The organism is Ktedonospora formicarum (assembly GCF_016587355.1).
GTDB lineage: Bacteria > Chloroflexota > Ktedonobacteria > Ktedonobacterales > Ktedonobacteraceae > Ktedonobacter > Ktedonobacter formicarum.
The window spans coordinates 2,327,008-2,349,306 of record NZ_BNJF01000001.1; the positions used below are offsets into that span (position 1 = coordinate 2,327,008).

Genomic DNA, 22,299 nt, shown 5'->3' on the forward strand with positions numbered 1-22,299 from the left:
GGGATAAGTGAAAACACAAAAGGCGAGACCTCGCCTTGAGAGGTCTCGCCAGGTACACGAAGGAACAGGACCAGAAGAGGGGGTATGAGAAGACCTATTCGTGTACGTCACGTTTCCAGGTAATGACTATTGAGACAACCGCGAAAACAAGAGCATAAACCAGGATCGTCACCAAAGCCCTGCTTTCGCTAATATCGATCCAGGGCGAGAAGGTCTGCGAGACGCGTACATCCTGAGGTAACATCTTGGCGGGTAGTACATTTAGCACAGGCCCAAGCAAATAGGCTGTGATATCCAGGAAGAACTGCTGCTTTGTAAACATATATCCCAAACGCAAGAAAAGAGTGCCGATATTGTCCACGGCAAACCAGGCCAGAGCAATGCTCATACCAAAGGCCAGCGAGCGCCCCAGAGCAGTCACAGTCATAGCCATCAGGATAGTGACTACAAAACTAATCAACATCGATATAAGGTAGAGACCAATGTTGGACCATACAGAGGATGACATCTTGGAGATGATATCAAGGTTCCCCCCCAAAGCGAAGAGTGTGATGAGCGTTAGAAGGGCATTATACAGAACCCCTAGCACACACAACTCGATGGCAATTACCAGCAAAGCAGTGAACTTGGCAAGCAAGAGTTGGACACGCCCCACACCTCGTGCCAGGATAATACGCACCGTACCATTCTGGTATTCCATGCCGATGAGGTAAGCGGTCAGAATCATCAGAAAGATACCGCCAAAGGCACGCATAATGAGCAGGGTCATATCCATTTCGCTGTAAAAGAAGTTCGGTGATTGTATTTGTATATCATGCTGTGTTGAGCCAAAGCGCGCGATGATAACTTGTAGGAGAGCGGTACCGGCTACAAGACAGAGTACCATTATCCAGGTCATCCATTGCCGCGACAATTTAATTAATTCGCCTTGCACCAGGCCAAAGAAACTTGGTCTCCTGGCGGAAACTACGCCAGATGCCTGCGTATTGCCAATCAGTGTACTCACAGTAATGTATCTCTCTTTCCTCTTACTCTTGCCGCGAAACCCATACTACCATCATCGAGCCTGGAGCTTCGCGTAAGACCTTAGTTACCGGAATGGCCTTCTGTCAGGCGTAGGAAGGTCTCTTCAAGGTCGTATCTGGTCGATGACAATTCGTCGGCGACATAGCCCGCTTGAGCCAGGAAGGCATTCAGTTCACGCCCCTTTCCATTCGGGGATGAAGTCACGATATCGCCCTCTTCATTCAGACGCGCCGACTGACCCCAGGGCTGACGTTTGAGAAGCGCCAGAGCCTCGGCGGCTCGCTCAACCTTCACTGTAAACTCGCCCTTGCCCGTAGTCAGATCCTTCACTGTTGTCTCAGTTATCAATTTGCCGAAGTTGATGATCGCGACCCGGCTACAAATCTGCTGTACTTCGGAGAGGAGGTGACTTGACATCAAAATTGTCTTGCCCTCAGCCGCCAGGCGATGCAAGAAGTCACGCATCTCGACGATACCGGCAGGGTCGAGTCCATTGGCAGGCTCATCCAGGATCAATACATCTGGATCTTGCAGAAGTGCGACTGCAATACCGAGCCTCTGACGCATACCAAGCGAGTAGGTGCGCACTTTATCTCTCTGGCGCTCAGTCAGACTCACAATAGCCAGTACCTCGTCGATGCGTTTAGAGGAAACACCACCTAGAGCTTTACTGAAGGCAAGCAAGTTATCGCGCCCGGACATATAGCGATAGAGTGCGGGCGTCTCAATCAATGCTCCTACACGTGGCAGCACCTCGCTTCTATGCGCGAGGATATCAGAACCCAGGATCTCAACACTTCCTGATGTAGGCGTGATCAGCCCCAGGATCATACGAATAGTTGTTGTTTTTCCTGCGCCATTGGGACCAAGGAAGCCATAAATCTCACCACGCCGAATATCCAGATTCAGGTCATTTACCACGGTACGTTGCTTATATTGCTTGGTCAGATTGCGTGTACGGAGAACAATTTCGCTCACGGGTGACGTGTCAACTTGAGGCTGTCGCGATATACTCGCGATATCAACTTGCGACATAGACGTCTTGTCTTCCTTTCGCTTTACGATGCTCAACCACGCCTAGCAGATAATATATTGCGTCAGGCTGGGAGGCTGATATGCTTAACTGTCTCTACAGTGCTTCTCAATAAGAGAGTGTTTGATGACGCTAGTAAGCATAGCTCAAGATTGTCTTAGGGTCATCACATAAATGTCGCAAATCTGTCGCAAGAGGAAAGGATATACGTCGACAGCAGCCAGCCTACAGAGTATAATGAGAGGCGCAATAGAAGATAATTTTAAAGCATGGCGAAAGCAGCGTGGCTCATGAACGAGAAAATCCAGTCGGTACTGAACTCACTTCCACATAAGCCGGGTATCTACTTGATGAAGGACGGCGAGGGCACCATTATCTATGTAGGAAAAGCCATCTCGCTCTTTAACCGCGTGCGCTCCTACTTCCAGGAATCAACCGATCATAGCCCGAAGAATCGCAGTATGGTCGCGAAAATAGAAGACATTGAGTTCCTGGTCGTGCGCAACGAGGTAGAGGCACTGGTCCTTGAAAGTAACTATATCAAGCAGTATCGCCCCAAGTATAATGTCTTGCTACGCGACGACAAGAGCTATCCATATATCAAAGTCGCCATTACAGAAGATTTCCCCCGCGTCTATCGTGTGCGCAGCTTTCAGCGTGATGGTAACCGCTATTTCGGCCCCTATACAAACTCGGGTGCGGTTGACGCGACCCTGGATCTCTTAAATAAGCTCTTTGCCTTCCGTACCTGTCGCTATGATGCCAGTGCCTGGGCACCACCGCGCAACGGTGAGCCGTCCGCTAGCTGGAAACAGAAGCTCCTCAGCCGCCCCTGCACACAATACTATATCCATCGCTGTATCGCGCCTTGTGTTGGCTATGCCAATCGTGAAGAGTATGACAAAATCATCCAGCAGGTCATCCTCTTCCTTGAAGGTAAGCATGACGAGGTACTCAAGGATCTACAACGGCGCATGGAAGAGGCAGCGGAAGGGCTGAACTTCGAAGAGGCCGCGCGCATCCGTGACCGCATTAAGGCGGTCGAACGCGTGCTGGAGAAACAACGTATTATTAACACCGAGGGTCAGGATGATCAGGATGTGATCGCGCTCGCCAGCGGCGACGACGAAACCTGCGCCCAGGTCTTCTTCTTCCGCAATGGCAAGCTCATTGGACGAGAATATTTCATCCTTCAGGGAACCCGCGATAGCAGCCCTGGTGAAATCATGAGCTCATTCCTCCAACAGTTCTACGAGAGTTCGCCTCATATTCCAGCAGAGATTCTGGTCGAAGTTGAGCCAGATGATCAGGAGGTGCTACAGAACTGGCTTAAAGAGAAGAGGCGCAATACCAGCGCCGCAGCAGGGCGAGGTACAGCCGTTAATATCAACTCCCCGAAACGCGGCGAGAAGCTTCGGCTCATCGAAATGGTACGCAACAACGCCAAAGAAGTGTTGGAGCAGCAACGCATCAAATGGCTTACAGACAACCAGAAAACACAGATGGCCCTGGACGAATTACAGGAAGTCCTCAATCTCGTCGCGCCACCGCAACGGATCGAATGCTACGACATTTCCAATACACAAGGATCGAACTCAGTAGGCGCGATGGTGGTCTTTGAGCATGGCAAGCCGAAGAACAGCGAGTATCGCCGCTTCAAGATTAAAAGCGTCGAAGGAGCCAATGATGTCGCTAGCCATCAGGAGGTGCTACGCCGACGCTTCCGTAAGGCGGCTACACTTCAAGAGGCCGCGCTTGACAGGGAGAGTAGCGCTGTGGTGGACAAAGTTAGTCAGCGCGAGGGTGGCGAGAGCACCGAGGAAGAGAAGGAAGAAGGGCAACACCATGACTGGGCAATGCCGGACCTCGTCATCATCGATGGCGGAAAGGGTCAGCTCAACGCCGCTCTGCAAGTCATGCGCGAACTGGATCTGGAACTACCAGTCATCGGTGTCGCCAAAGAAGAGGGCTCTCATACCAAGCTGGCAACTGCTGAAGAGATCCATGTCCCTGGCGCGGCAGAACCAATCATTCTGCCACGCAATTCACAAGGTCTCTATCTCTTGCAACGCATTCGTGATGAGGCGCATCGTTTCGGTATCACCTATCACCGCAAGCTTCGCTCCAATCGCACCTTTAAGTCGCTTCTCGACGAGATTCCAGGCATTGGTCCCAAGCGCAAGCAAGCACTTATGAAACACTTTGGCTCGATCCGCGCGATTAGTGCCGCCAGCGTCGAGGAGTTAGCCGCCATTGATGGCATGACGAAGGATAGCGCCGAGAAGGTCAAGGAGTTCATTGGCAATTCCGCTAACCAGAATAGCGAAAAATAAGTTCTTCTTCAGCAGCTGGGCTTATGTGCGGACCTCATAAGCCGATAGAGGTCTGGAGAAGAGGAGTGGAATAAAAGAAATACATCAGTCGTTCTCATTAGCGAGTGCTAGCACTCATGAAGAACGATTGACAAGGGCACTGAATCGCGCTACTATATTTTAGCAGAGCAGTGCCGCCACAGAGAACATGCATAGATTAATCCTGTGAGCATGCCTCGCACCCACAAAAGACCAAGGAATACGAGAGGTAATTGGTATATGCCGACATACGAGTATCTCTGCCAGACATGCCACCATCGCTTTGAGACATGGCAGCGAATGGTTGATGAGCCCCTGACAGTTTGTCCCGAGTGTGGTGGAGCTATTCATCGTGTGCTCTATCCAGCGGGCGTCATCTTTAAAGGTTCTGGCTTCTACAAGACAGACCATCATTCTAAGAGCGATAGTGCACCTGCATCTACTACGAGCAAGGACAACAGCGAGAGCGCAACAGAGAGCAAGAGCACAGGTACTGCTGAAAGCCCCAAACCAGCCGCCAGTGAGAGCACAGCCGCCAGGCCCTCCGCATCTTAATACGAATTATCAAACACAAAGTCATCATCAATAAGCACCGCAAGGTGCTTTTTTTACGCCTTGACCTCCCTTATGCATATAGAAATGGATCTTCAACCAGAATCAGGGCAGCAGAACCGATTGTTGTAGAATAACGTTATAAAAATTACCATGAGCAGCGTCTATAAAGAAGGAGGCCATTTATGGAAGAATCGGTACTCGCCGCCATACAAAGACAACAAATTGAGATCGCTGTAGGCGATCTCCTACTCAGCAGCGATCACTATATGCGCGCCAGCATTGCTGAGCGCATTCATCACTTGATCGCGCACGCCGATCCTACACTCGATGTCAGTAAATTCAGTGAGATGGCTTGGGAAGAGCTAGTAGAATTACGCATTCTACCACCGAGAGACGAGGAGGCATAGGCACTTTTCGACAGGTACCAGAACACTACCCAATATTCCTACGAATTTGCCTCATTGGCGCGAGTCCAACGGTTATTCGGTGTATACTAAAATTACACAATCTATACCAGGAGATGGGAACGCCATAATCTGAGGAGAGCCGGGTATGCAGGTGCAGCACGAGAAAACACAAGATGAGTTAATAAAAGAATTACAGAGGCAGGTAGACCAGCTTACAACAGATAATCTCCTGCTCAAAGAACAACTGGCGCGCAAGGAACAGTATACAGCCATGATCGCACATGAGCTGCGTGGTCCGCTTGCTCCCATCATTAATTACGCACAGATGCTTAATCGTAGCATTTCTATGCCCAGGAACAAAGTTGCGGATTCAGTCAAGAAAACGCTGCAACGCAATACCAGCATTATTATTAGCCAGGCTCAGAGATTGGCTCGCCTCGTCAACGACCAGTTGGACGCTTCACGCCTGGCCTCTGATCAATTCACCCTTATTTGCAAACCCTGCGATATGGTTGCCCTGGCACAGGAAGTAGTGGAACAATTGCGCCCTGTAGCTCCATATCATACCTTCGAACTCGACATGCCTGAGCAGCCGATACGTGGCGTTTGGGACGAGGGACGCCTGCAACAAGCCCTGGGAAATTTACTTGACAATGCCATCAAATACTCCGACGAAGGCAGCAAGATCACACTTCGCATACATTCTCAGGAAGCGACCCCACAACAAGCGCTAACAGTCAAAGCCAGCGTTCACAACCAGGGAGTAGGTATCGCCCAGGAAGATATACATCAGCTCTTCCGTCCCTTTGGCCGGCTTGAGGCCACACGCGGCATTCGTCAAGGCTCAGGGCTGGGGCTTTATATCACCAAGTCAATCATTGAGGCACACGGTGGAAAACTCTGGCTTGAGGATCAGGACACAAGCGAACAAGCAGGTGCGACCTTCTCCTTCCAGCTTCCTCTGCAATAATACTCTCGTTAGCTCTCTCACTTCGTGGAGATCATCTCATTTTTCCTTGCTATTGTTTCTCAGGACAGAAGAGAGATCTCCAACACCACTAAAGATATTCACATACCACTTACAGTCTGGCCCCTTGCAATAATAAAGGGATGTCAGGAAGCAGGAGACTTAAAGGACGATGTTCCCCTGTTCATTTCTACAGGTTGCCTGCCTGTAAATTGTACGAGCTCAAAAACCCGTCAAATTAGCGGTGTGTCTTAATCAATCTCAAGCTATACTCTCCTTGTGCGAGGAAGCCTACCAGAAACCGCACCGACGGCATACAATACTGCATTGTGGAACCCAGTATTGTATTCGCCGTTCAAAATACACGCAGGTATCGGATGTATCTGTGTAAGGTGCGGTCTGGTGGGGACCGATAGCGAAAGGAGACAGGTATGAGCCAGTGGGCATATAAAGTTGTTTATATCGACTATCGAGGACGTATCTCGTGCGAAGGGCAGGAGACATTGATCGGTCCTCAAGAGCGCCGCAGCGCCTTCGCGCGACGCTACCTGAACGAGTTAGGGAAGGAAAGCTGGGAACTCGTCAGCCTTCAACCTCTGACCTCGAACTCGGCATATTACCTATTCAAGCGTCCCGCGCAAGAGGGTGACTATAACGAGCCAACAGCAACTAATACCACCAGTGAGCAGCCATCCAGCGAAACACCATCCGGCGGACCAACCATCGAGACCGCATAGATATCTCGAAAATTAGGGCGCTAGATGTGCTCCTCCTGAGAGTAACGCAAGTTTAGAAGAACAGATCACTACAGAAAACCTGTATAGATCCACTAGAAGAGAGTATAGCAAGGTTTCATAAAACGCCCTGCTATACTCTCTTCTTCATCCGCACGCATATATCTTCCTCATATATACTTTTCTCCTATTTTCATCTCTTTCTATATTTTTATGTTAAAATGCACTATACAACATCTGTACAATGTAATCAATTTGTTATTCAATTGTTTGATTTGGACATGTGGAGAGGGAATTTTATTATGAGTGATCGATATACCCATCCTTTGCGCGCTATGCGCCAGCGCCTCAATCTCACGCAAAAGCGGCTCGCCATCGAGACAGGTATCGCCCCCCAAACTATCATGCGCGCCGAGCAGAACAAACCCATCAATGCTGAATCACGCCGCCTCCTTTGTCTGTACTTTGGCGTTAATTCGGAGATCCTCGGGCTATGTAACGATACACGAGAGCGATATCGAAGGAAAGAGGAACCAGAAGTCCATTTGGCCAAGGTGCGAGCGCATACACTTGTTCGTGGGCAGGAGCTAGCAGCCCATAATCTGGAAAGCAGTGATATGGAGCACTCACGGCGTAACTTCCTGCAAGTCCTTGGAATGACAGGTACCTCGCTTGCTACCTCACCTGCGAATTTTCTCTATCCCCCCCTCTGGGAGCGACTCTCACATGCACTTACCCAGCCATCCAGCATCGATGAAGATATGATATTCCACCTTGAAGCTATAACGCGTGACAGCTGGCGCGTATTGCAAAGTATGACAGGTACCTTCTCGCAAAGCTTATTGCAATACGTTCTGCAACGCCTGGAAGCAGTCACACAATTGCTCTCATCTCCACTTCCAAGCACTAAACGGGCTCGTCTCGCGATAATTGCTGCTGACTTCACACAAATCGCAGGCGAACTCCTCTTCGATATGAAGGAGAATGAGCAGGCGAATCACTATTACCAGGTAGGGCTTGAGGCGGCCCAATTCGCAGGAGATCCTGTAATGCAGACTGCCATCCTGGGAAGGCGTTGTTTCATCCCCATATACGAAAAGCGCCCTGAGCATGCCCTTACCTGGCTCCAACAGGCTCAGGCCATCTCTAAGCGTGATGTCCCACCTATTACTAGGGCCTGGCTCTCATCCATCGAAGCAGAGGCATATGCAAACCTGCATCAATCTCAGGGAAGCCTACAAGCCCTGGATATGGCGGAATATTACCTTGACCATAGTAACTCCACGTACAATAGCGAGAACGCGCATACACGTTTCAGCTATAGCATCCTCCTTGGCTATCAGGGAGTGTGCAATCTCAAATTACAACGGCCTAAAGTTGCCCTGGAAGCACTCGAACGCGCATTTAAACAAATGGAGGGCACAAGGACACGGCATCGCACTATCGTGCTTACTGATATAGCGGAGGCTTACCTACAAATGGGCGAGGTTGAGGCGGCGCTCAGCCATATTGAGCAAGCCATCAACATGCTTAAGCAGGTCAAGTCCGCTCGCGTGCTCCAAAGACTCATTGATCTTAATAAAAAGCTGGAACCTTGGCGCAGCATGCCTGTTGTCAAAAAACTCGACGAACAGCTTATAGCTCTTCACCCTCTGCTTACATTACCTTGTTAAGAAACTTCACCTCTCGACGCTGCTCTCGACAGGCTGCTATAATGACGACAGGCAAGCACACATACGCGTGCTTCCGCTAACGTATGTAAAAGAGCATTTGCCAATGCAGCCTGTACGGGACGGCTAACTACACTCAGGCAAATGGAAAGTAGGCGCTTCATACGCGAGCCTATCGCGAGTGAGGCTAGTCCTGGTCAAAGGCGACCAGGTACTTCGTCAAGGGGTGTCTATCAATGTCACTATCATCCTCTATTTCTACATCTTCAACGCAGGGACAGGATTTCAAGAACTTTATCGGGGGCCAGTGGCGCGCCTCGCGAGGGGGAGAAACCTTCACCAGCACTAATCCTGCGCGCAACAGCGATATCATTGGCAGCTACCAGAAATCCACCATTGAGGATCTGGAAGACGCCATTGAGGCCGCCGAAAAGGCCAGAAAAGGCTGGGCGAATACGCCAGCACCGGAGCGTGGAGAAGTCTTGCTACGCCTGGCACACCTTTTCGAGCAGCAGCGTGAAGAACTGGCAACTCTGATGACACGCGAGATGGGCAAGATCATCAAGGAGACCAGGGGCGAAGTTCAGGTATCTATAGATGTAGCCAAATTCGTCGCCGGAGAGGGACGCCGTGCCGAAGGCGAAACGATTCCTTCAGCCTTCCCTAACAAATTTTGCATGACGGTACGTCATCCACTGGGTATTGTAGGCATTATCACCCCCTGGAACTTCCCACTCTCCATCCCTGTCTGGAAAACGTTGCCCGCACTGCTGGCAGGTAATACAGTCGTACTCAAACCCGCCAGCGACACACCCGCGCTCACGCTTAAACTGGCCGAACTGCTCCAACAGGCAGGACTCCCCGATGGTGTGTTCAATGTCGTGACTGGCTCTGGTGGAACTCTCGGTTCTGCACTTGCTAGCCACAAGCGCATCAATATGATCTCACTGACAGGTTCAACTGAGGTTGGGAAACAGGTCTCAGAGATATGCGGACGCGATCTGCGCCGTTGCGCGCTTGAGCTAGGCGGTAAGAACGCTGTGATCGTCCTTGAGGACGCAGACCTTGATCTGGCAGCAGAGAGCGTAGCATTGGGAGCCTTCGGCACCACAGGTCAGCGCTGTACCGCGACCAGTCGTGTCATCATTCAGCGCTCAGTTCAGCAGGCTTTTACCGAGCGACTAGTCGCGGCGGCAGAACGCCTACGCATCGGTGATGGTCTCGATCCGGAAATCGCGATGGGTCCCCTGGTCAATGCCGGTCGCGTGCCAGCCGTTCACACCTATACCGAAATCGGACAACAAGAGGGTGCGAAGCTGATCTATGGTGGCGAGGCACTCAAGGATGGGGCCTATAGTGAGGGAGCATTCTATCAGCCAACCATCTTCAATGAGGTGCAGCCAGAAATGCGTATCGCGCGCGAGGAGGTCTTTGGCCCCTTCGTCGCCATTATGCCAGTCGGAAGTTATGAAGAGGCTATTGACGTTGCCAATGGCACCGAATATGGACTGTCAACAGCAATCTTTACCGAGAGCTCACGCCTCTCCTTCCGCGCCATCCGCGATATTGAAGCGGGTCTGGTCTATATCAACGCAGGTACCACTGGCTCTGAGATTCACCTGCCGTTTGGTGGCATGAAGAGCAGCGGCAATGGTCACCGTGAGCTTGGAACCGCAGCAGTAGAGGAATTTAGTGAGGTGAAGAGCGTCTTCGTCTCATACCCACCCAACAGATAACAACAGAGAAGTAAATAGGCTTTTTGCCTGCAATTGCAGGCAAAAAGCCTATTTACTTCTCTAGATTACAATTTTATTTGGCTTTTAGGCGCTCTCGACGAGGGAGAATTGCTCAAACATAGCCTCCCATACTTCCTGGTTCTCCATACGCTCGCGCGGATTGGCAACACGCGCGTTAATCATCTCGAAAATGCTACAGAGCAAGTGATGCAGGAGCATTGAGGCCTGATTATAGAAGCTTTCAGCCTGCTGCATCTTACCGCTCATCACCTCATAACAGAGACGCGTAAAGTCCTCGACATCGATATGATTTTGCTCGACGCGAAACTGGTAGGAGCCCAAATGATCTGCCTGTTCATTGCGCATAAGCTGAAAGAGAGCATTCGCATCGAGCGCGATACCATTCGCGCGACAGGTCTCAGCGAGAGCATCCATCGTCCAGTTGACAAACTCGACCAGGGCGGCAAGCTGCTCCATCGGAGTTTTACGCTTCTCCCACTCCTGCTCCATGCGGCTGATAAGATCTAATAAGGCAAAGTTCTCTAAGCGCAGCTTTTCGGCGGGATCAGGCAAACGTACCTTACTACCAACGGCGCGAGGGGTCGCATCCTGCTGATAACCCGCCTGCAAGAATTTCTGCTGTACAAGCTGCCCTAGTTCGCGTGCGATATCCATCTCGGGGCGACGGATCGCGGTCGCTATCCGCCGGATGCGGCGATAGAGGTTGACATGGGTAAAGAGTTCCAGACTGCGGAGATCAAAACGTATAGTATAGGGGATGGCAGGCGAGAGCTGGAGAATGGTACGCATGCCCAGTGGCAAGAAGTTGCGTAGCTCCTGCCATTCGTCCCCATAACGAACCATCTCCATGGTGGCACGAACCACATCTATTTCCAACGATGATTCGCCATGTGGTAAGAGCTTCTGAATATTTGGGCTCGCGATAAACTCATAAGATCCATCGTTCCAGAGTCCCAACTCGCGCGCGGTCCAGATGACTTTGGTACGAAGAGCTTCTTTCAGTTGCTTCTCCGTGATCGCATTCATGAGTAACAGGCGCTCACCAATGCGCTTCCCAATGGGATCTTGCAACTGTTGCGCGAAGGCTTGTTCTATTTGATGGTACGTCGTCATGTCCAACTGTTGCAGCACATCACCGAGTGTGAGGGCGCTAGGATCAAACTCACTACAGTTGGCTAGCTTCCCCTCATTGAAATAAAGAATGCCCATACGCCCTTGGTTGTGCTTGAGATGGATAGCGCCAGTCATTGCGCCCAACTCCACAACCTGTAGGACCTCCACCAACCCAAAATCTTTCAATGAACCCGACAATACAGTGCCTGTGCTCATAAATCCCCCATGCGCAGGTCGTTCCGCAAATCAACTACATATCATCGCTCTCAAGAGGAGACCCGATCTTACATGATCAAATAGATACCAGTCAACAGCGCTCACGTTCCAAAACCTTGTTTCATCTGTGCCATTATAGCAAGACCAACATGTTCTAACAAGTATGCCTGCTTTTATAAGCGTCCTCATCCACCCAATCAGACATGTGACCATATAATAAGGATACCATGCTATCTAGCTTCATACTCTTGAGTAGCCTACATCAGAAATACGCATTTTTCAATGTTGTATACGTAGCAGCCCAGCAAGCAGATACTGGGGTAGTACTAAAAGAATAAAGAGCCCTCTGGCACCTCTAAAAGAAATGACAGAGGATAAGCATATCAATCAAGCGACTAACAATGTTATAATTTTTATTATGAGCATGCAAAATACAGTTGCCATTATTACAGGCGCGGGACGTGGCGTTGGACGTGCCACCGCCCAATTATTCGCACACGAAGGTGCCAGTGTTGTTCTCTTCAGTCGCACACGCGAGACAGTGGAATCCTGCGCACGTGAAATTCAAGAGCAGGGGGGGAGGCCCTCGCAATCACTGGAGATGTGGCCTTAGAAGAGGATGTCTTACATCTCTTTGAGGCGGCGAGCGAACGCTTCGGACGCGTCGATGTGCTGGTGAACTGCGCTGGTATGGTCGCAGTACAGCCCTTCATTGAGATGGATAGCTCGACATGGGATCGCGTTCTAGCGGTCAATCTGCGTGGAACCTTCCTCTGCTGTCGTGAAGCTTTCCGTATGATGGCGATACAGCAACATGGCGTCATTGTGAACATCTCTTCCCTATCGGGCGTCAAAGGCGTCGAAAAGTTCCCTGGAATGAGCGCGTACAACGTCTCTAAGTCAGGAATTACTGGACTCACGGAAATTCTCGCCGTCGAAGGGAAACCATATAACATCCGTGTCTGCGCCGTTAGCCCTGGAGCTATCGACACTGAGATGTTACACCAGGCAGCTCCTCATCTGCGAGCCGGGATGACTCCCGATGAATTAGCGAAGATCCTGCTCTTTCTGGCGGATGATGAGAGCGGGAGAATGTTTAGCGGGAGTAACATCGAACTCTTCACAAATGGCTAGAAGCGCCTGGAAGAGAACGCAAACCCACCACCGTTCCTCATAAAGAGGTAAAATCTACTAATGACAGCGAGCCAGATAACAAAGGGGGGAAACAGGTATATGGTATATCTTACAAGGCGTGTGACCTTCAGTGCATCCCATCGCCTGTGGAGCAACCATCTCTCCGAAGAAGAAAACTATATCGTTTACGATAAATGTGCCAACCCCAACGGGCATGGGCACAACTATATACTTGAAGTTACCGTGCGAGGGGAGCCTGACCGGAAGACAGGCATGGTCCTCAATCTAACGGACATGAAGCGCATCGTCAATGAGCAGGTCATCGACTTGGTCGACCATAAACACCTTAACTATGACGTCCCCTGGTTAGAAGAAGTCATCCCCACCACCGAAATGCTGGTCATCAAGTTCTGGGAGCGCCTGGAACCCGCCTTTGCGGGACTCCTATACGACGTAACATTACATGAAACAGAGAATAATCAGGCATCCTACCGAGGTTCCACATGCGCATAGCACTCTTAGCCCCTCTTGTCACTCCCATCGCCGAGCCTTTCTTGGGCGGCGCTCAAGCCCTGGTCGCAAACCTGGCTCGAGGATTAAACCAGCGTGGTCATAAGGTCACACTGTTCGCTCGCCAGGGCTCATCTGTACCAGGAGTAGAGATAGAAACCTTTGAGGTGCCTGAGAGCGTGATTCCGGCCACCTTTGCCGGGCCTATGCGTGAACGCCCCGCCGATGATGGATTCTTCTCGCAGGCCAATGTCTTCCTAGAGATCTTTCTACGCCTACGTCAACGTCAAGAAGAGTTCGACCTGCTACATGCTCATGCCTTCGATTGGCCTGCTTTTACTCTGAGTACAATTTTGACGCGAATTCCCATTCTGCATACAATCCATCTACCAGCCGTCTCACCTGAGATTAATGAGAGCCTGCGCCTACTCCACCAACAAGGCCATCCTCTGCGTCTCATTACCGTCTCACAAGCTTGCGCGCGCACCTACGAGACGCACACACCTTTTGACCATATTATCTATAACGGCCTGGATATCGCCTCTATCCCTTTCGCTCCCGAGGTTGATTCCGATGCGCCGCTTCTCTTCGCTGGACGCATTACACCTGAGAAAGGCGTCGAAGCCGCACTCGACATCGCCGAGCGCACCGGTATTCCTCTGCTCCTGGCTGGTGGTATCTATGACAATGCCTACTATGAGCAACGTATCGCCCCAAGGCTTCAAGAAATGGGCGAGCGCGCTCGCTATCTGGGGGCACTCGCACAGGACAAACTCTGGCAACTCATGGGTCAAACACGTGGACTGCTCTTCACGAGTACCTGGGATGAGCCATTTGGACTGACAATGGTAGAGGCTATGGCGACGGGTACGCCCGTACTGGCTTTTGAGCGTGGAGCAGCAGCCGAAGTCATACGGCATGGCGAGACTGGCTATCTCATCTCCCCTAACGCGCTTGAGCAAGCGGTACAACGAGTGCGCGACCTGCCAACCATTCAGCGCACACGTTGCCGCCAGCATGTTGAGCAAAGTTTCTCTTTCGACGCTATGCTAGATCGTCACGAACAGGCCTACTCCTCTGCGATAATGAAGCACATAAGTCCTAATTAATGCGATAAAAGCGTAGGTTAAAGTCCGTCTTTACCCACTTGTTATCGCGAAAACATTCTTCAGGTATTCAGCAATTCCACTTTGCCAACATGAGAACAGAATGAAGATAGAGAGAGCGACCTAGAGATGCCACGGTTCTCGAATCGCTCTCTAAAGATCCTGAGTACATCAGCAGAGTGCCTGGAAGGCATTAATATACTGAGAGATAACGCTGAACCTCCCAGGGGTGAACCTGCTCACGATACTCAGTCCATTCGATGCCCTTGGCATCCAGAAAGCCCTCATAAATGGTATCACCCAGCGTATCACGAACCAGGGGGTCTTCGCGTAGGGCCGCCAGGGCCTCTCCGAGCGTCGCCGGGAGCATCGGTGCGCGTGGGCGCAGACGATCTCCCTCGTCGTGTAGGAAGAGATTCTCGTCCATTGCAGCCGGAAGTGAGAGCTTGCGCTGAATCCCATCCAGACCAGCGCGCAACATGACAGCCAGAGCGAGATAAGGATTACAGCTTGGATCACTGCACCGCAATTCAATGCGCATCGAATTGTTAGGATCACTGCTCAAACGTGGCACACGAATCAAGGCCTGACGATTAATCCTCCCCCAATTGATGACAACTGGCGCTTCATAACCACCCACAAGGCGCTTATAAGAATTGACCAGCGGCGCAAGTATGGCACAGATCGAGGAGGCATGCGCTAATTGGCCTGCGATGAACCAGCGCCCCTCTTCAGAGAGCGCATAGTCAGCCTGAGAATTGAGGAAGGCATTGGCCCCGGTAGAAATCTTAATAAGCTGTTGATGAATATGCAGGCCTGAGCCATTGACACCATAAAAGGGCTTGGGCAGGAAAGTCGCATAGAGATTATGCTGTGCCGCCACAGTTTTGAGTACATACTTGGCGGTCATCAGGCTATCCGCAATTTGCAGAGCATCGGCAATTTCAAAGTCCAGTTCGTGCTGACCATCAGCGACTTCGTGGTGGCTGGCTTCAATATTGATATCCATTTTGTGGAGCGCATACACCATCTGGCTACGTACAATCGAAGCCAGGTCGGTCGAAAGGTCGAAATAGCCACGCCGATCATGTGGAAGCGGCTTGGGGCCATCTTCCTCGAAACGCAACAAAAAGAACTCTAACTCAGGCGCGACCCGGTAGTTATACCCCATCTCGCGAGCCAGTTCCAATGTCTGGCGCAGGATCGCGCGTGGATCACCATCAAAGCTCTCTCCATCAGGCGTGCGCACATCGCAGATCACGCGTGCCACAATATCGCCACCAACACTCTCTTCCACTCGATGCGGATCAGAAGAAGCAGATGAGCGTATTTTATCAGGCAGAATCGCAAACGTCGAAAGATCTGGAAAGAGATACATATCGCTCTCTGCTACCCGCGCGAAGCCTTCTATCGAGGAGCCATCAAACCATTTCCCATGCGTGAGACAGTTAGTAAACTGCTCAACCGGGATCGTCACGCATTTTGCCATGCCCACGACATCAATAAATTCAAGATTGATAAAGCGCACACGCTCATGCTCAATACGCGCCATCACCTGATCGTAATAACGGCGGTCGTAATGCTTGTACACATCTGTCTGTTTTGCGTGACTCTGTTCGTCTGCCATATCTCTCACTGCTCCTCTTTGCAGGTCTCTCTTTTCAGTCTACATTGACCGGGCTAATAGTAATGATGCACCACTGAGGAGCCATACCTCTTATCGAGTTCGCTACCCCTCAGCCTCCTTCACTACACCATCTGTATCCGCCTGGAAATTGCGTGGATCTGTAAAGAACTGTACCAGCCCACAGCGACTACACACCAGGGGATGAATCATAGAAGCCACTTTACCCCAACCCATGATCGATGCGCTAGTAGCATACACACTTACTGGCTGCATCGCAATATTCGACCAGATACGGGCTTGAGGACGCGCCCCACAGTTTGGGCAGGATGAAATCAGCGTTCTGGTAGGATCATAGTAGTCATAGTCACTCATCATGTTATTTGCCTTGCTCTTCTCTTTGAAACATGCTTTAGAAGCCAGGCTCTATCACGCGCTCATCCCTACTGTTCTTTAGCCATTAACCGCAAGTCGAAACCACATTGTTGCATGCCTTTCCACCCATGTCAAGCAGGAAACACCGCCAGGCTTCTGCTTCTATCCTCATGCTTATACGCGAGATAACGCTTCTCTATATAGAGAACGTAAACATCTATAAAGCCTCAAAACCAGTATGGTATATTGATGAGTTTCAAACAGTTACGCCACTAGAGATAGAAAATGTAGATTAGCTTGCAGATACAGCTTCAGCCACATATAATACGAAACATCACAGAGCATAGTGAAACAGAAAAGAGCGAAGGAGCATAGAGCGAATTTGTATGGATAACACGGAAGAACGTTCGCAATCAGGCCACAAGCGCCGAGCCCTGACGCCCTGGCGTATCGCACTCATAGTCATCTTGATTCTCCTGCTAGTTGCGGGAGGAGTATTGGCTAGCAAATGGCGCACAGTCAGTTCGCTGCTGACTGGCTCACGCTATGTTAGCGTCAACGCCGCGACAGAGTCTCTAACACTACCGCCAGGCTTTCATGCTGAACCGTTCTACACAGGGCTCTCCATCCCGCGCATGCTAACATTCAGCCCTGATGGCACCCTCTTCGTAGCCGAACGGGGGCAAAGAGCATCATAGCCCTTCCCAAACGCGAGCACAACGGGCAGGCTAGCCAACGCATTGTTATCGCGAGTGGCCTGGATGATCCTACCAGCCTCGATTTCCAGGGCAACCAGTTGTACATTGGCGAAGGCTCACGCATCACGCGCCTGACCCTGGATAAGAACTATAAGGTCACCGAACGCAAGGTCATCATCCCCAACCTACCAACAGGCGGCAACCACATCACACGAACAGTCCTGGTAGGACCAGACAACGCCCTCTATGTATCGATAGGCTCTACCTGCAATAACTGTGTTGAAGATGATCAGATGCGCGCCACAATCTGGCGCTACAATATGGATGGTAGTGGTGGACGACTCTACGCCAAGGGGCTACGCAACGCAGTCGGGCTGGCAATCAATCCCTGGAACCAGCAAATCTGGGCCACAAACAATGGACGCGACATGCTTGGAGATGATATACCTCCCGAGACGGTCTATCACATCGAGGATAATCAGAACTATGGGTGGCCCTATTGTCACGCCGGAGATATTATTGATCCCGATCTTGGGAATGCCAATTCATGCAATGGTATCGTCAAACCCCTAGTGAAGATGCAGGCCCACTCAGCGCCCTTAGGATTGGCATTCTACAACCGAGGAACTCGCCAGGGAAGTGGACACTTCCCCCAGAGCTACCAGGGTCTCTATATCGCCTTTCATGGCTCCTGGAACCGGAGCGTTCCTACCGGCTATAAGGTCGTCTTCGTCCCTATCAACGATAAAGGAGAGATCGCAGGCCCGGTTCAGGACTTCGCGACAGGCTGGCTCAAAGGAAATAGCGCCTCCGGTCGCCCGGCAGGTGTAGCCGTAGGATCAGATAACGCCCTCTATATCAGCGACGACCAGTCAGGCATCATCTACCGTGTCACATACACAGGCTAGACTTAAAGATGAGGAGGCTCCTATGCCTCCTCTACACTCCTGGGCGCATACCGCGCCAGCGATTCATTGATTGTCAGTGGTAGCATACCCAACCCCTCCATCATGTGTGTGTCAAGCGAGGTATCACGTGGCAAGCGCGAATTGGCAGGCTTGTGAGTAGGATGCAGACGCTCACAGGGAACACCCAATACCCGCATCGCTTCACGATAAAATTGGCAAATGCTCATCCGCTTACCAGCGACATTCATTGTATCTTGAAATTCTGAGCATGTGATTAGCGAGATTATCTCCGCAGCCTGATTGACATTCAGGGGACTCTTAAACATGTCATCGAAGAATTCAAAGCTCTCGCCACTCAGCAAACCGGCACGAACGCGTGTCAGGCGATGATCCAATTCACCACCCGCATAACCATAAAGATAACTGGGTCGAATAATACAGTAGTCAGCGCAGAGCTCACGCACTCGCTCCTCAAAGAACTGGAGATTATAACCATAAGGCGTCACAGGATGACACTGGTCTTTCTCAGTATACAATCCCTTATCCCCATCAAAAATACCATCGCTTGAGATATACGCCACCCGACAAGAGCGACATGCCTGCACAAACTGCTTTACTCGGTAGTGATATTCATGTTTATCAACGGCAGGATCAGCGGCTTCATAGGCCATATTCGCTGCCACCACAACGACATCGACTTCATGCTCTCTCAACAAAGGCATGATATCGTCGCGCCAAAAATCGAACTTGATCGAATCAGGATAGAGAGCCCTAGAACGATGTGAAGGTAGAAGTATAAATGATTGCTCTGATAAAAGTGGAGCGAGTGTTCGTCCAAGATAGCCACTGGAACCAAGCAACAAAAGACGCTGTAATCTTGGCATGGGGAAAACTCATTTTCTCTCTGCTCACAGACAATCAGTACGTTGGATGGCAAGTATATGCGCCCTGACTGACCAGGACGCATATACTCAACTCAGAAATCTTAAAAAGCGAGCGTATCGCCCACTAGTTCTTCGCGCTGTAGCGGACCTATAGCAGCCACAGTCAATGGCTGAAGTGGGGAGTAGTCACGTAATACCTTGAGCACCTGCTCCTGAGACACGCTGTCGATAGCTTCCTTCACATCCTGGATAGTCTTGAACTTGCGCTCGTACCACCAGGAGCGACTAATCGCGCCCATACGCGAACCAGACCCCTCGCCGCGCATGACCAATTCGCTCTTCAACTGCACCTTAGCGCGATCAAGCTCATCTTCCGTGATACCATCCTGCTCTAATTTGCGCAACTCATCAACGATGACCTGCAAGCACTCGCGTCCCTGCTCAGGCGTCGTACCTGCATACACGCGCAAGACACCAATCTGCTTATTCCCTGCCAAGCCAGCCGAGACACCATAGACCAGACCGCGTTTTTCACGTACTTCCACGAAGAGGCGAGAAGCCATGCCACCACCCAGAACCTCAGCAATGACCTGCCCCGCATAGTAATCGGCATCTGTATAGTTAGGGAAGGGCACCATCATCCCAATATGCTCTTGCTTGCCCTCCTGATGCTCCAGAGCCACAATATTCGTTGGCTGAGGCTTCGGTACCACCAGCGCTTGCGCATTCCCCTGCCAGGAACCAAAGAGCGCCTCGATCTTCTCCACCACATGATCCCAGTCGAACTTACCAGCAATGGCAAAAAGCACATTGTTGGGCTGATAGCGGGCCTGCCAGAAGTCGAGCAGGTCCTGGCGCTGCAATGCTCGAACGCTATCGTCGCTACCTAGCATAGGACGACCAAGAGGAGAACCCTGGTAGAAATTGGACCGCACCAGCTCAAAGATGCGGCTCATCGGCTCATCGTCGCGGCGACGAATCTCTTGCAGAACAATATTGCGCATCTGATCGAGTTCCGCGCGGGGGAAGGTCGGCTGTAAGAGCACCTCACGCAACAGATCCAACGTAGCATCGAGCTTGGTATGCACAATCTGTGCCCATACCTGACTCGTTTCCAGGCCCGTACTGGCTCCCTTACGCGCACCAAGTGACTCAAAGGCCTCATTTAGTGAGCGCGCGTCATGTTGCTTTGTCCCCTGGAAAAGCATATACTCAAAAAGGTGTGCCAGGCCAGGTTTATCTTGCGGCTCATGGACAACAGCCGCGTCAAGCTGAAAACCGAGCGACGTCGAACTCAGACTGGGCATATATTGCCCGATTAGTTCGATGCCATTGGGCAGCTTATGGAAATAGTAATTTGGGGGTAGCTGTTCACTACTCATATATCAATCCTTTCTGGGCAAGGAATAGCGACGCTGGCAATGGAAAAAACCCGAGCGTGACAGCGCTAGCCACAAGCGTGGCATGGGTTTTCGCATAAGACCTAGTATATCACAATACCGAACAAATAACGCGACTGTCTCCCTCTACAAACGAGCCGTAGCTCCACAAGAAAAGCCATCCCAGAAGGCTTGCTTACGCCGATGCATGGCAAGCCACACACACAAGACGATCCCCACTCTACACCACCCGCACTTACGCAAACCCATCAGCTATAATAAAAGCAAGCAATCTATAATCATCCATCTATGCATCCGCCTTATAGCCGCTTAAGGCTGCTAAGACCTGCCCTTTTGACCATAGCCCAGGCAGGCACCCATACCTTATACTCAACAAAATGTATTACGCCTACTCGAAAACCTAAATGTGCCAACACTAGCCACAACCCTCATGCGGGGTACAGCAGCACGTTAGTTTTCGTCTAAGACCTTAATAGATACATCTGAAAGCAGGTTTTATGGGGATTGAGCACACCAAAGAGCAGAGCAGCGCTGAAGAAAGATCTACACCAGGGAAAGCCATCGGTCTGACCTCTCCCATATCGACAAAACCCATTTGGCGCAATCGCGTTTTACTAGCCGTCTCTTTCGCGATATTCATTGACTTCGCTGGTACCGGTATGGTCGCACCTGTGCGCATCCTATATGCGACTGAGCATGGTGCCTCCCTCGCGGTAGTCGACGCGATGGCGACAGCCTATCTCGTCTCAAACTTCATCTTTCAGTTTCCTGCTGGTTGGCTCGCTGACCGCTGGGGTCATAAACGCATTATGCTCTTGAGCCTGCTAGCCCAGGGCATTCTCTCCGCCATCTACATTCCGGTGACTGATCCCTATGTCTTTATTGGGCTCCGCTTTCTAGAGGGAATGTTTGGTGCCGCGCTCATGCCTGCAACTCGCGCATTGATCATTGACGCCATTCCAGAGAATCAGCAGGGGCAAGCCTTCGGCATCTTCGCGGCCTTTTTTAATGCGGGCTTCCTGTTAGGACCTGGATTAGGCGGACTATTAGGCGAAACCTGGGCTTTTGGTGGCGCGGTCATTACGCGCGTGCTCGCGATCATGATTATCTTAATATGGCTTGGTGCCAGCCTCAAGAAGAACACAAATGCATTACAGTCTGGAGGTCCCTCACTTCCTACAACATCGAGAGAACGCACCTCGTTCAAGGACTTGCTCGCGCTACCACTGCTTGGTGCCTACATCATCGCTTTTGGCGACTACCTCTATCTTGGCTTCGATCAAACATTGATGCCCATCTGGCTGCACAACGACCTGGGAGCCTCGATGGCAATCATTGGCTTGATCTATGTAGTCTGGTCCATTCCCAATACGCTGCTGGGGCCTATTGGCGGAAGAGTCGCCGATAGAGTCTCGCGGAAATGGCTGATTCTGCTTTTTGGTCTGGGGCAAATTCCCCTCTACATAGGATATGGGCTGGCGAACAACGTCAATCAGGTACTCACCCTCTTCGCCCTGCACGGCATTCTATATGCCTTCATGATTCCCGCAATGGATTCTTTTATTGCTTCCAGCTCGCCCGGCAAACTCCGCGCGCGTGTACAAGGACTCTACACAACAACTGGCTTTATTGGAGCCTTCGTTGGGAGCAGTGGCTTTACACCTCTCTACCACATCAGCTTCCGTCTCCCGCCCTTCGCGATGGGCGCAGGCTATGGCCTGTGCATCATTGTAGGCAGCACCCTGATCTTTCTGGCTGCGAGACGCGCGAAGAGCTAACCCAAAAAAACAAGGAATGCGGAAGGGTTGGCCCTTCCGCATTCCTAATATCT

At 51.0% G+C, this 22,299-nt stretch carries 19 protein-coding genes and 1 pseudogene; 13 read left to right on the top strand and 7 right to left on the bottom strand.

Features of this window, described 5'->3' with window-relative positions:
* Positions 1 to 94: 94 nt before the first annotated feature.
* On the bottom strand, positions 95 to 1,006 hold the full coding sequence (locus tag K3T82_RS09980) for an ABC transporter permease (RefSeq protein ID WP_220193323.1): 912 nt from the start codon (positions 1,004 to 1,006) through the stop codon (positions 95 to 97).
* Between the two features lie 80 nt (positions 1,007 to 1,086).
* On the bottom strand, positions 1,087 to 2,061 hold the full coding sequence (locus K3T82_RS09985; protein WP_220193324.1) for an ABC transporter ATP-binding protein: 975 nt from the start codon (positions 2,059 to 2,061) through the stop codon (positions 1,087 to 1,089).
* 288 nt (positions 2,062 to 2,349) lie between these two features.
* Here K3T82_RS09985 and uvrC point away from each other — a divergent pair, with 288 nt between their 5' ends.
* From uvrC to K3T82_RS10020, 7 genes are all read left to right on the top strand, one after another.
* Positions 2,350 to 4,392, top strand: coding sequence for an excinuclease ABC subunit UvrC (gene uvrC / locus K3T82_RS09990; RefSeq protein WP_220193325.1), 2,043 nt, complete (start codon positions 2,350 to 2,352; stop codon positions 4,390 to 4,392).
* Between the two features lie 258 nt (positions 4,393 to 4,650).
* Positions 4,651 to 4,965, top strand: a complete 315-nt coding sequence (locus tag K3T82_RS09995) for an FmdB family zinc ribbon protein (protein ID WP_220193326.1) — start codon at positions 4,651 to 4,653, stop codon at positions 4,963 to 4,965.
* Between the two features lie 182 nt (positions 4,966 to 5,147).
* Positions 5,148 to 5,372 carry a hypothetical protein gene (locus tag K3T82_RS10000; RefSeq protein ID WP_220193327.1) on the top strand — a complete coding sequence of 75 codons (225 nt, stop codon included), beginning with the start codon at positions 5,148 to 5,150 and terminating at the stop codon, positions 5,370 to 5,372.
* 145 nt (positions 5,373 to 5,517) lie between these two features.
* Positions 5,518 to 6,342, top strand: coding sequence for a sensor histidine kinase (locus K3T82_RS10005; RefSeq protein WP_220193328.1), 825 nt, complete (start codon positions 5,518 to 5,520; stop codon positions 6,340 to 6,342).
* Positions 6,343 to 6,770: 428 nt separating this feature from the next.
* The gene (locus tag K3T82_RS10010) at positions 6,771 to 7,076 is read left to right on the top strand and encodes a DUF4177 domain-containing protein (protein WP_220193329.1); all 306 of its coding nucleotides are present in this window, start codon (positions 6,771 to 6,773) and stop codon (positions 7,074 to 7,076) included.
* Positions 7,077 to 7,375: 299 nt separating this feature from the next.
* On the top strand, positions 7,376 to 8,746 hold the full coding sequence (locus K3T82_RS10015; protein ID WP_220193330.1) for an NsdA family TPR-like regulatory protein: 1,371 nt from the start codon (positions 7,376 to 7,378) through the stop codon (positions 8,744 to 8,746).
* A gap of 233 nt (positions 8,747 to 8,979) precedes the next feature.
* The gene (locus tag K3T82_RS10020; RefSeq protein WP_220193331.1) at positions 8,980 to 10,479 is read left to right on the top strand and encodes an aldehyde dehydrogenase family protein; all 1,500 of its coding nucleotides are present in this window, start codon (positions 8,980 to 8,982) and stop codon (positions 10,477 to 10,479) included.
* 84 nt (positions 10,480 to 10,563) lie between these two features.
* On the opposite strand, the gene K3T82_RS10025 is transcribed toward K3T82_RS10020, so the two are convergent.
* On the bottom strand, positions 10,564 to 11,829 hold the full coding sequence (locus tag K3T82_RS10025; protein WP_220193332.1) for a DUF4388 domain-containing protein: 1,266 nt from the start codon (positions 11,827 to 11,829) through the stop codon (positions 10,564 to 10,566).
* Positions 11,830 to 12,253: 424 nt separating this feature from the next.
* Between K3T82_RS10025 and K3T82_RS10035 the strand changes: the two are divergent.
* From K3T82_RS10035 to K3T82_RS10045, 3 genes and pseudogenes are all read left to right on the top strand, one after another.
* Positions 12,254 to 12,963 (top strand): annotated as a pseudogene (locus tag K3T82_RS10035) (SDR family NAD(P)-dependent oxidoreductase).
* A 99-nt stretch (positions 12,964 to 13,062) separates the two neighbouring features.
* On the top strand, positions 13,063 to 13,476 hold the full coding sequence (locus tag K3T82_RS10040) for a 6-carboxytetrahydropterin synthase (protein ID WP_220193335.1): 414 nt from the start codon (positions 13,063 to 13,065) through the stop codon (positions 13,474 to 13,476).
* On the top strand, positions 13,467 to 14,582 hold the full coding sequence (locus tag K3T82_RS10045; RefSeq protein ID WP_220193336.1) for a glycosyltransferase family 4 protein: 1,116 nt from the start codon (positions 13,467 to 13,469) through the stop codon (positions 14,580 to 14,582). Before K3T82_RS10040 ends, K3T82_RS10045 begins: the two co-directional genes overlap by 10 nt.
* Positions 14,583 to 14,772: 190 nt before the next feature.
* On the opposite strand, the gene glnA is transcribed toward K3T82_RS10045, so the two are convergent.
* Both glnA and K3T82_RS10055 read right to left on the bottom strand, forming a co-directional pair.
* The gene (glnA, locus tag K3T82_RS10050; RefSeq protein ID WP_220193337.1) at positions 14,773 to 16,206 is read right to left on the bottom strand and encodes a type I glutamate--ammonia ligase; all 1,434 of its coding nucleotides are present in this window, start codon (positions 16,204 to 16,206) and stop codon (positions 14,773 to 14,775) included.
* Between the two features lie 102 nt (positions 16,207 to 16,308).
* Complete coding sequence (locus K3T82_RS10055) at positions 16,309 to 16,581, bottom strand: hypothetical protein (RefSeq protein WP_220193338.1); 273 nt, start codon at positions 16,579 to 16,581, stop codon at positions 16,309 to 16,311.
* A 383-nt stretch (positions 16,582 to 16,964) separates the two neighbouring features.
* On the opposite strand from K3T82_RS10055, the gene K3T82_RS10060 reads away from it, so the two are divergent.
* Complete coding sequence (locus K3T82_RS10060) at positions 16,965 to 17,276, top strand: hypothetical protein (RefSeq protein ID WP_220193339.1); 312 nt, start codon at positions 16,965 to 16,967, stop codon at positions 17,274 to 17,276.
* Positions 17,277 to 17,374: 98 nt separating this feature from the next.
* Positions 17,375 to 18,184 carry a PQQ-dependent sugar dehydrogenase gene (locus K3T82_RS10065; RefSeq protein WP_220193340.1) on the top strand — a complete coding sequence of 270 codons (810 nt, stop codon included), beginning with the start codon at positions 17,375 to 17,377 and terminating at the stop codon, positions 18,182 to 18,184.
* 20 nt (positions 18,185 to 18,204) lie between these two features.
* Here the strand turns inward: K3T82_RS10065 and K3T82_RS10070 are convergent, their stop codons facing one another.
* Positions 18,205 to 19,068 (bottom strand): sugar nucleotide-binding protein, encoded by an 864-nt coding sequence (locus K3T82_RS10070; RefSeq protein ID WP_220193341.1) that lies wholly within the window; start codon positions 19,066 to 19,068, stop codon positions 18,205 to 18,207.
* 101 nt (positions 19,069 to 19,169) lie between these two features.
* Positions 19,170 to 20,450 (bottom strand): M16 family metallopeptidase, encoded by a 1,281-nt coding sequence (locus K3T82_RS10075; protein ID WP_220193342.1) that lies wholly within the window; start codon positions 20,448 to 20,450, stop codon positions 19,170 to 19,172.
* Positions 20,451 to 20,965: 515 nt separating this feature from the next.
* Between K3T82_RS10075 and K3T82_RS10080 the strand changes: the two genes are divergently transcribed.
* Positions 20,966 to 22,246 carry an MFS transporter gene (locus K3T82_RS10080; protein ID WP_220193343.1) on the top strand — a complete coding sequence of 427 codons (1,281 nt, stop codon included), beginning with the start codon at positions 20,966 to 20,968 and terminating at the stop codon, positions 22,244 to 22,246.
* Positions 22,247 to 22,299 lie beyond the last annotated feature (53 nt).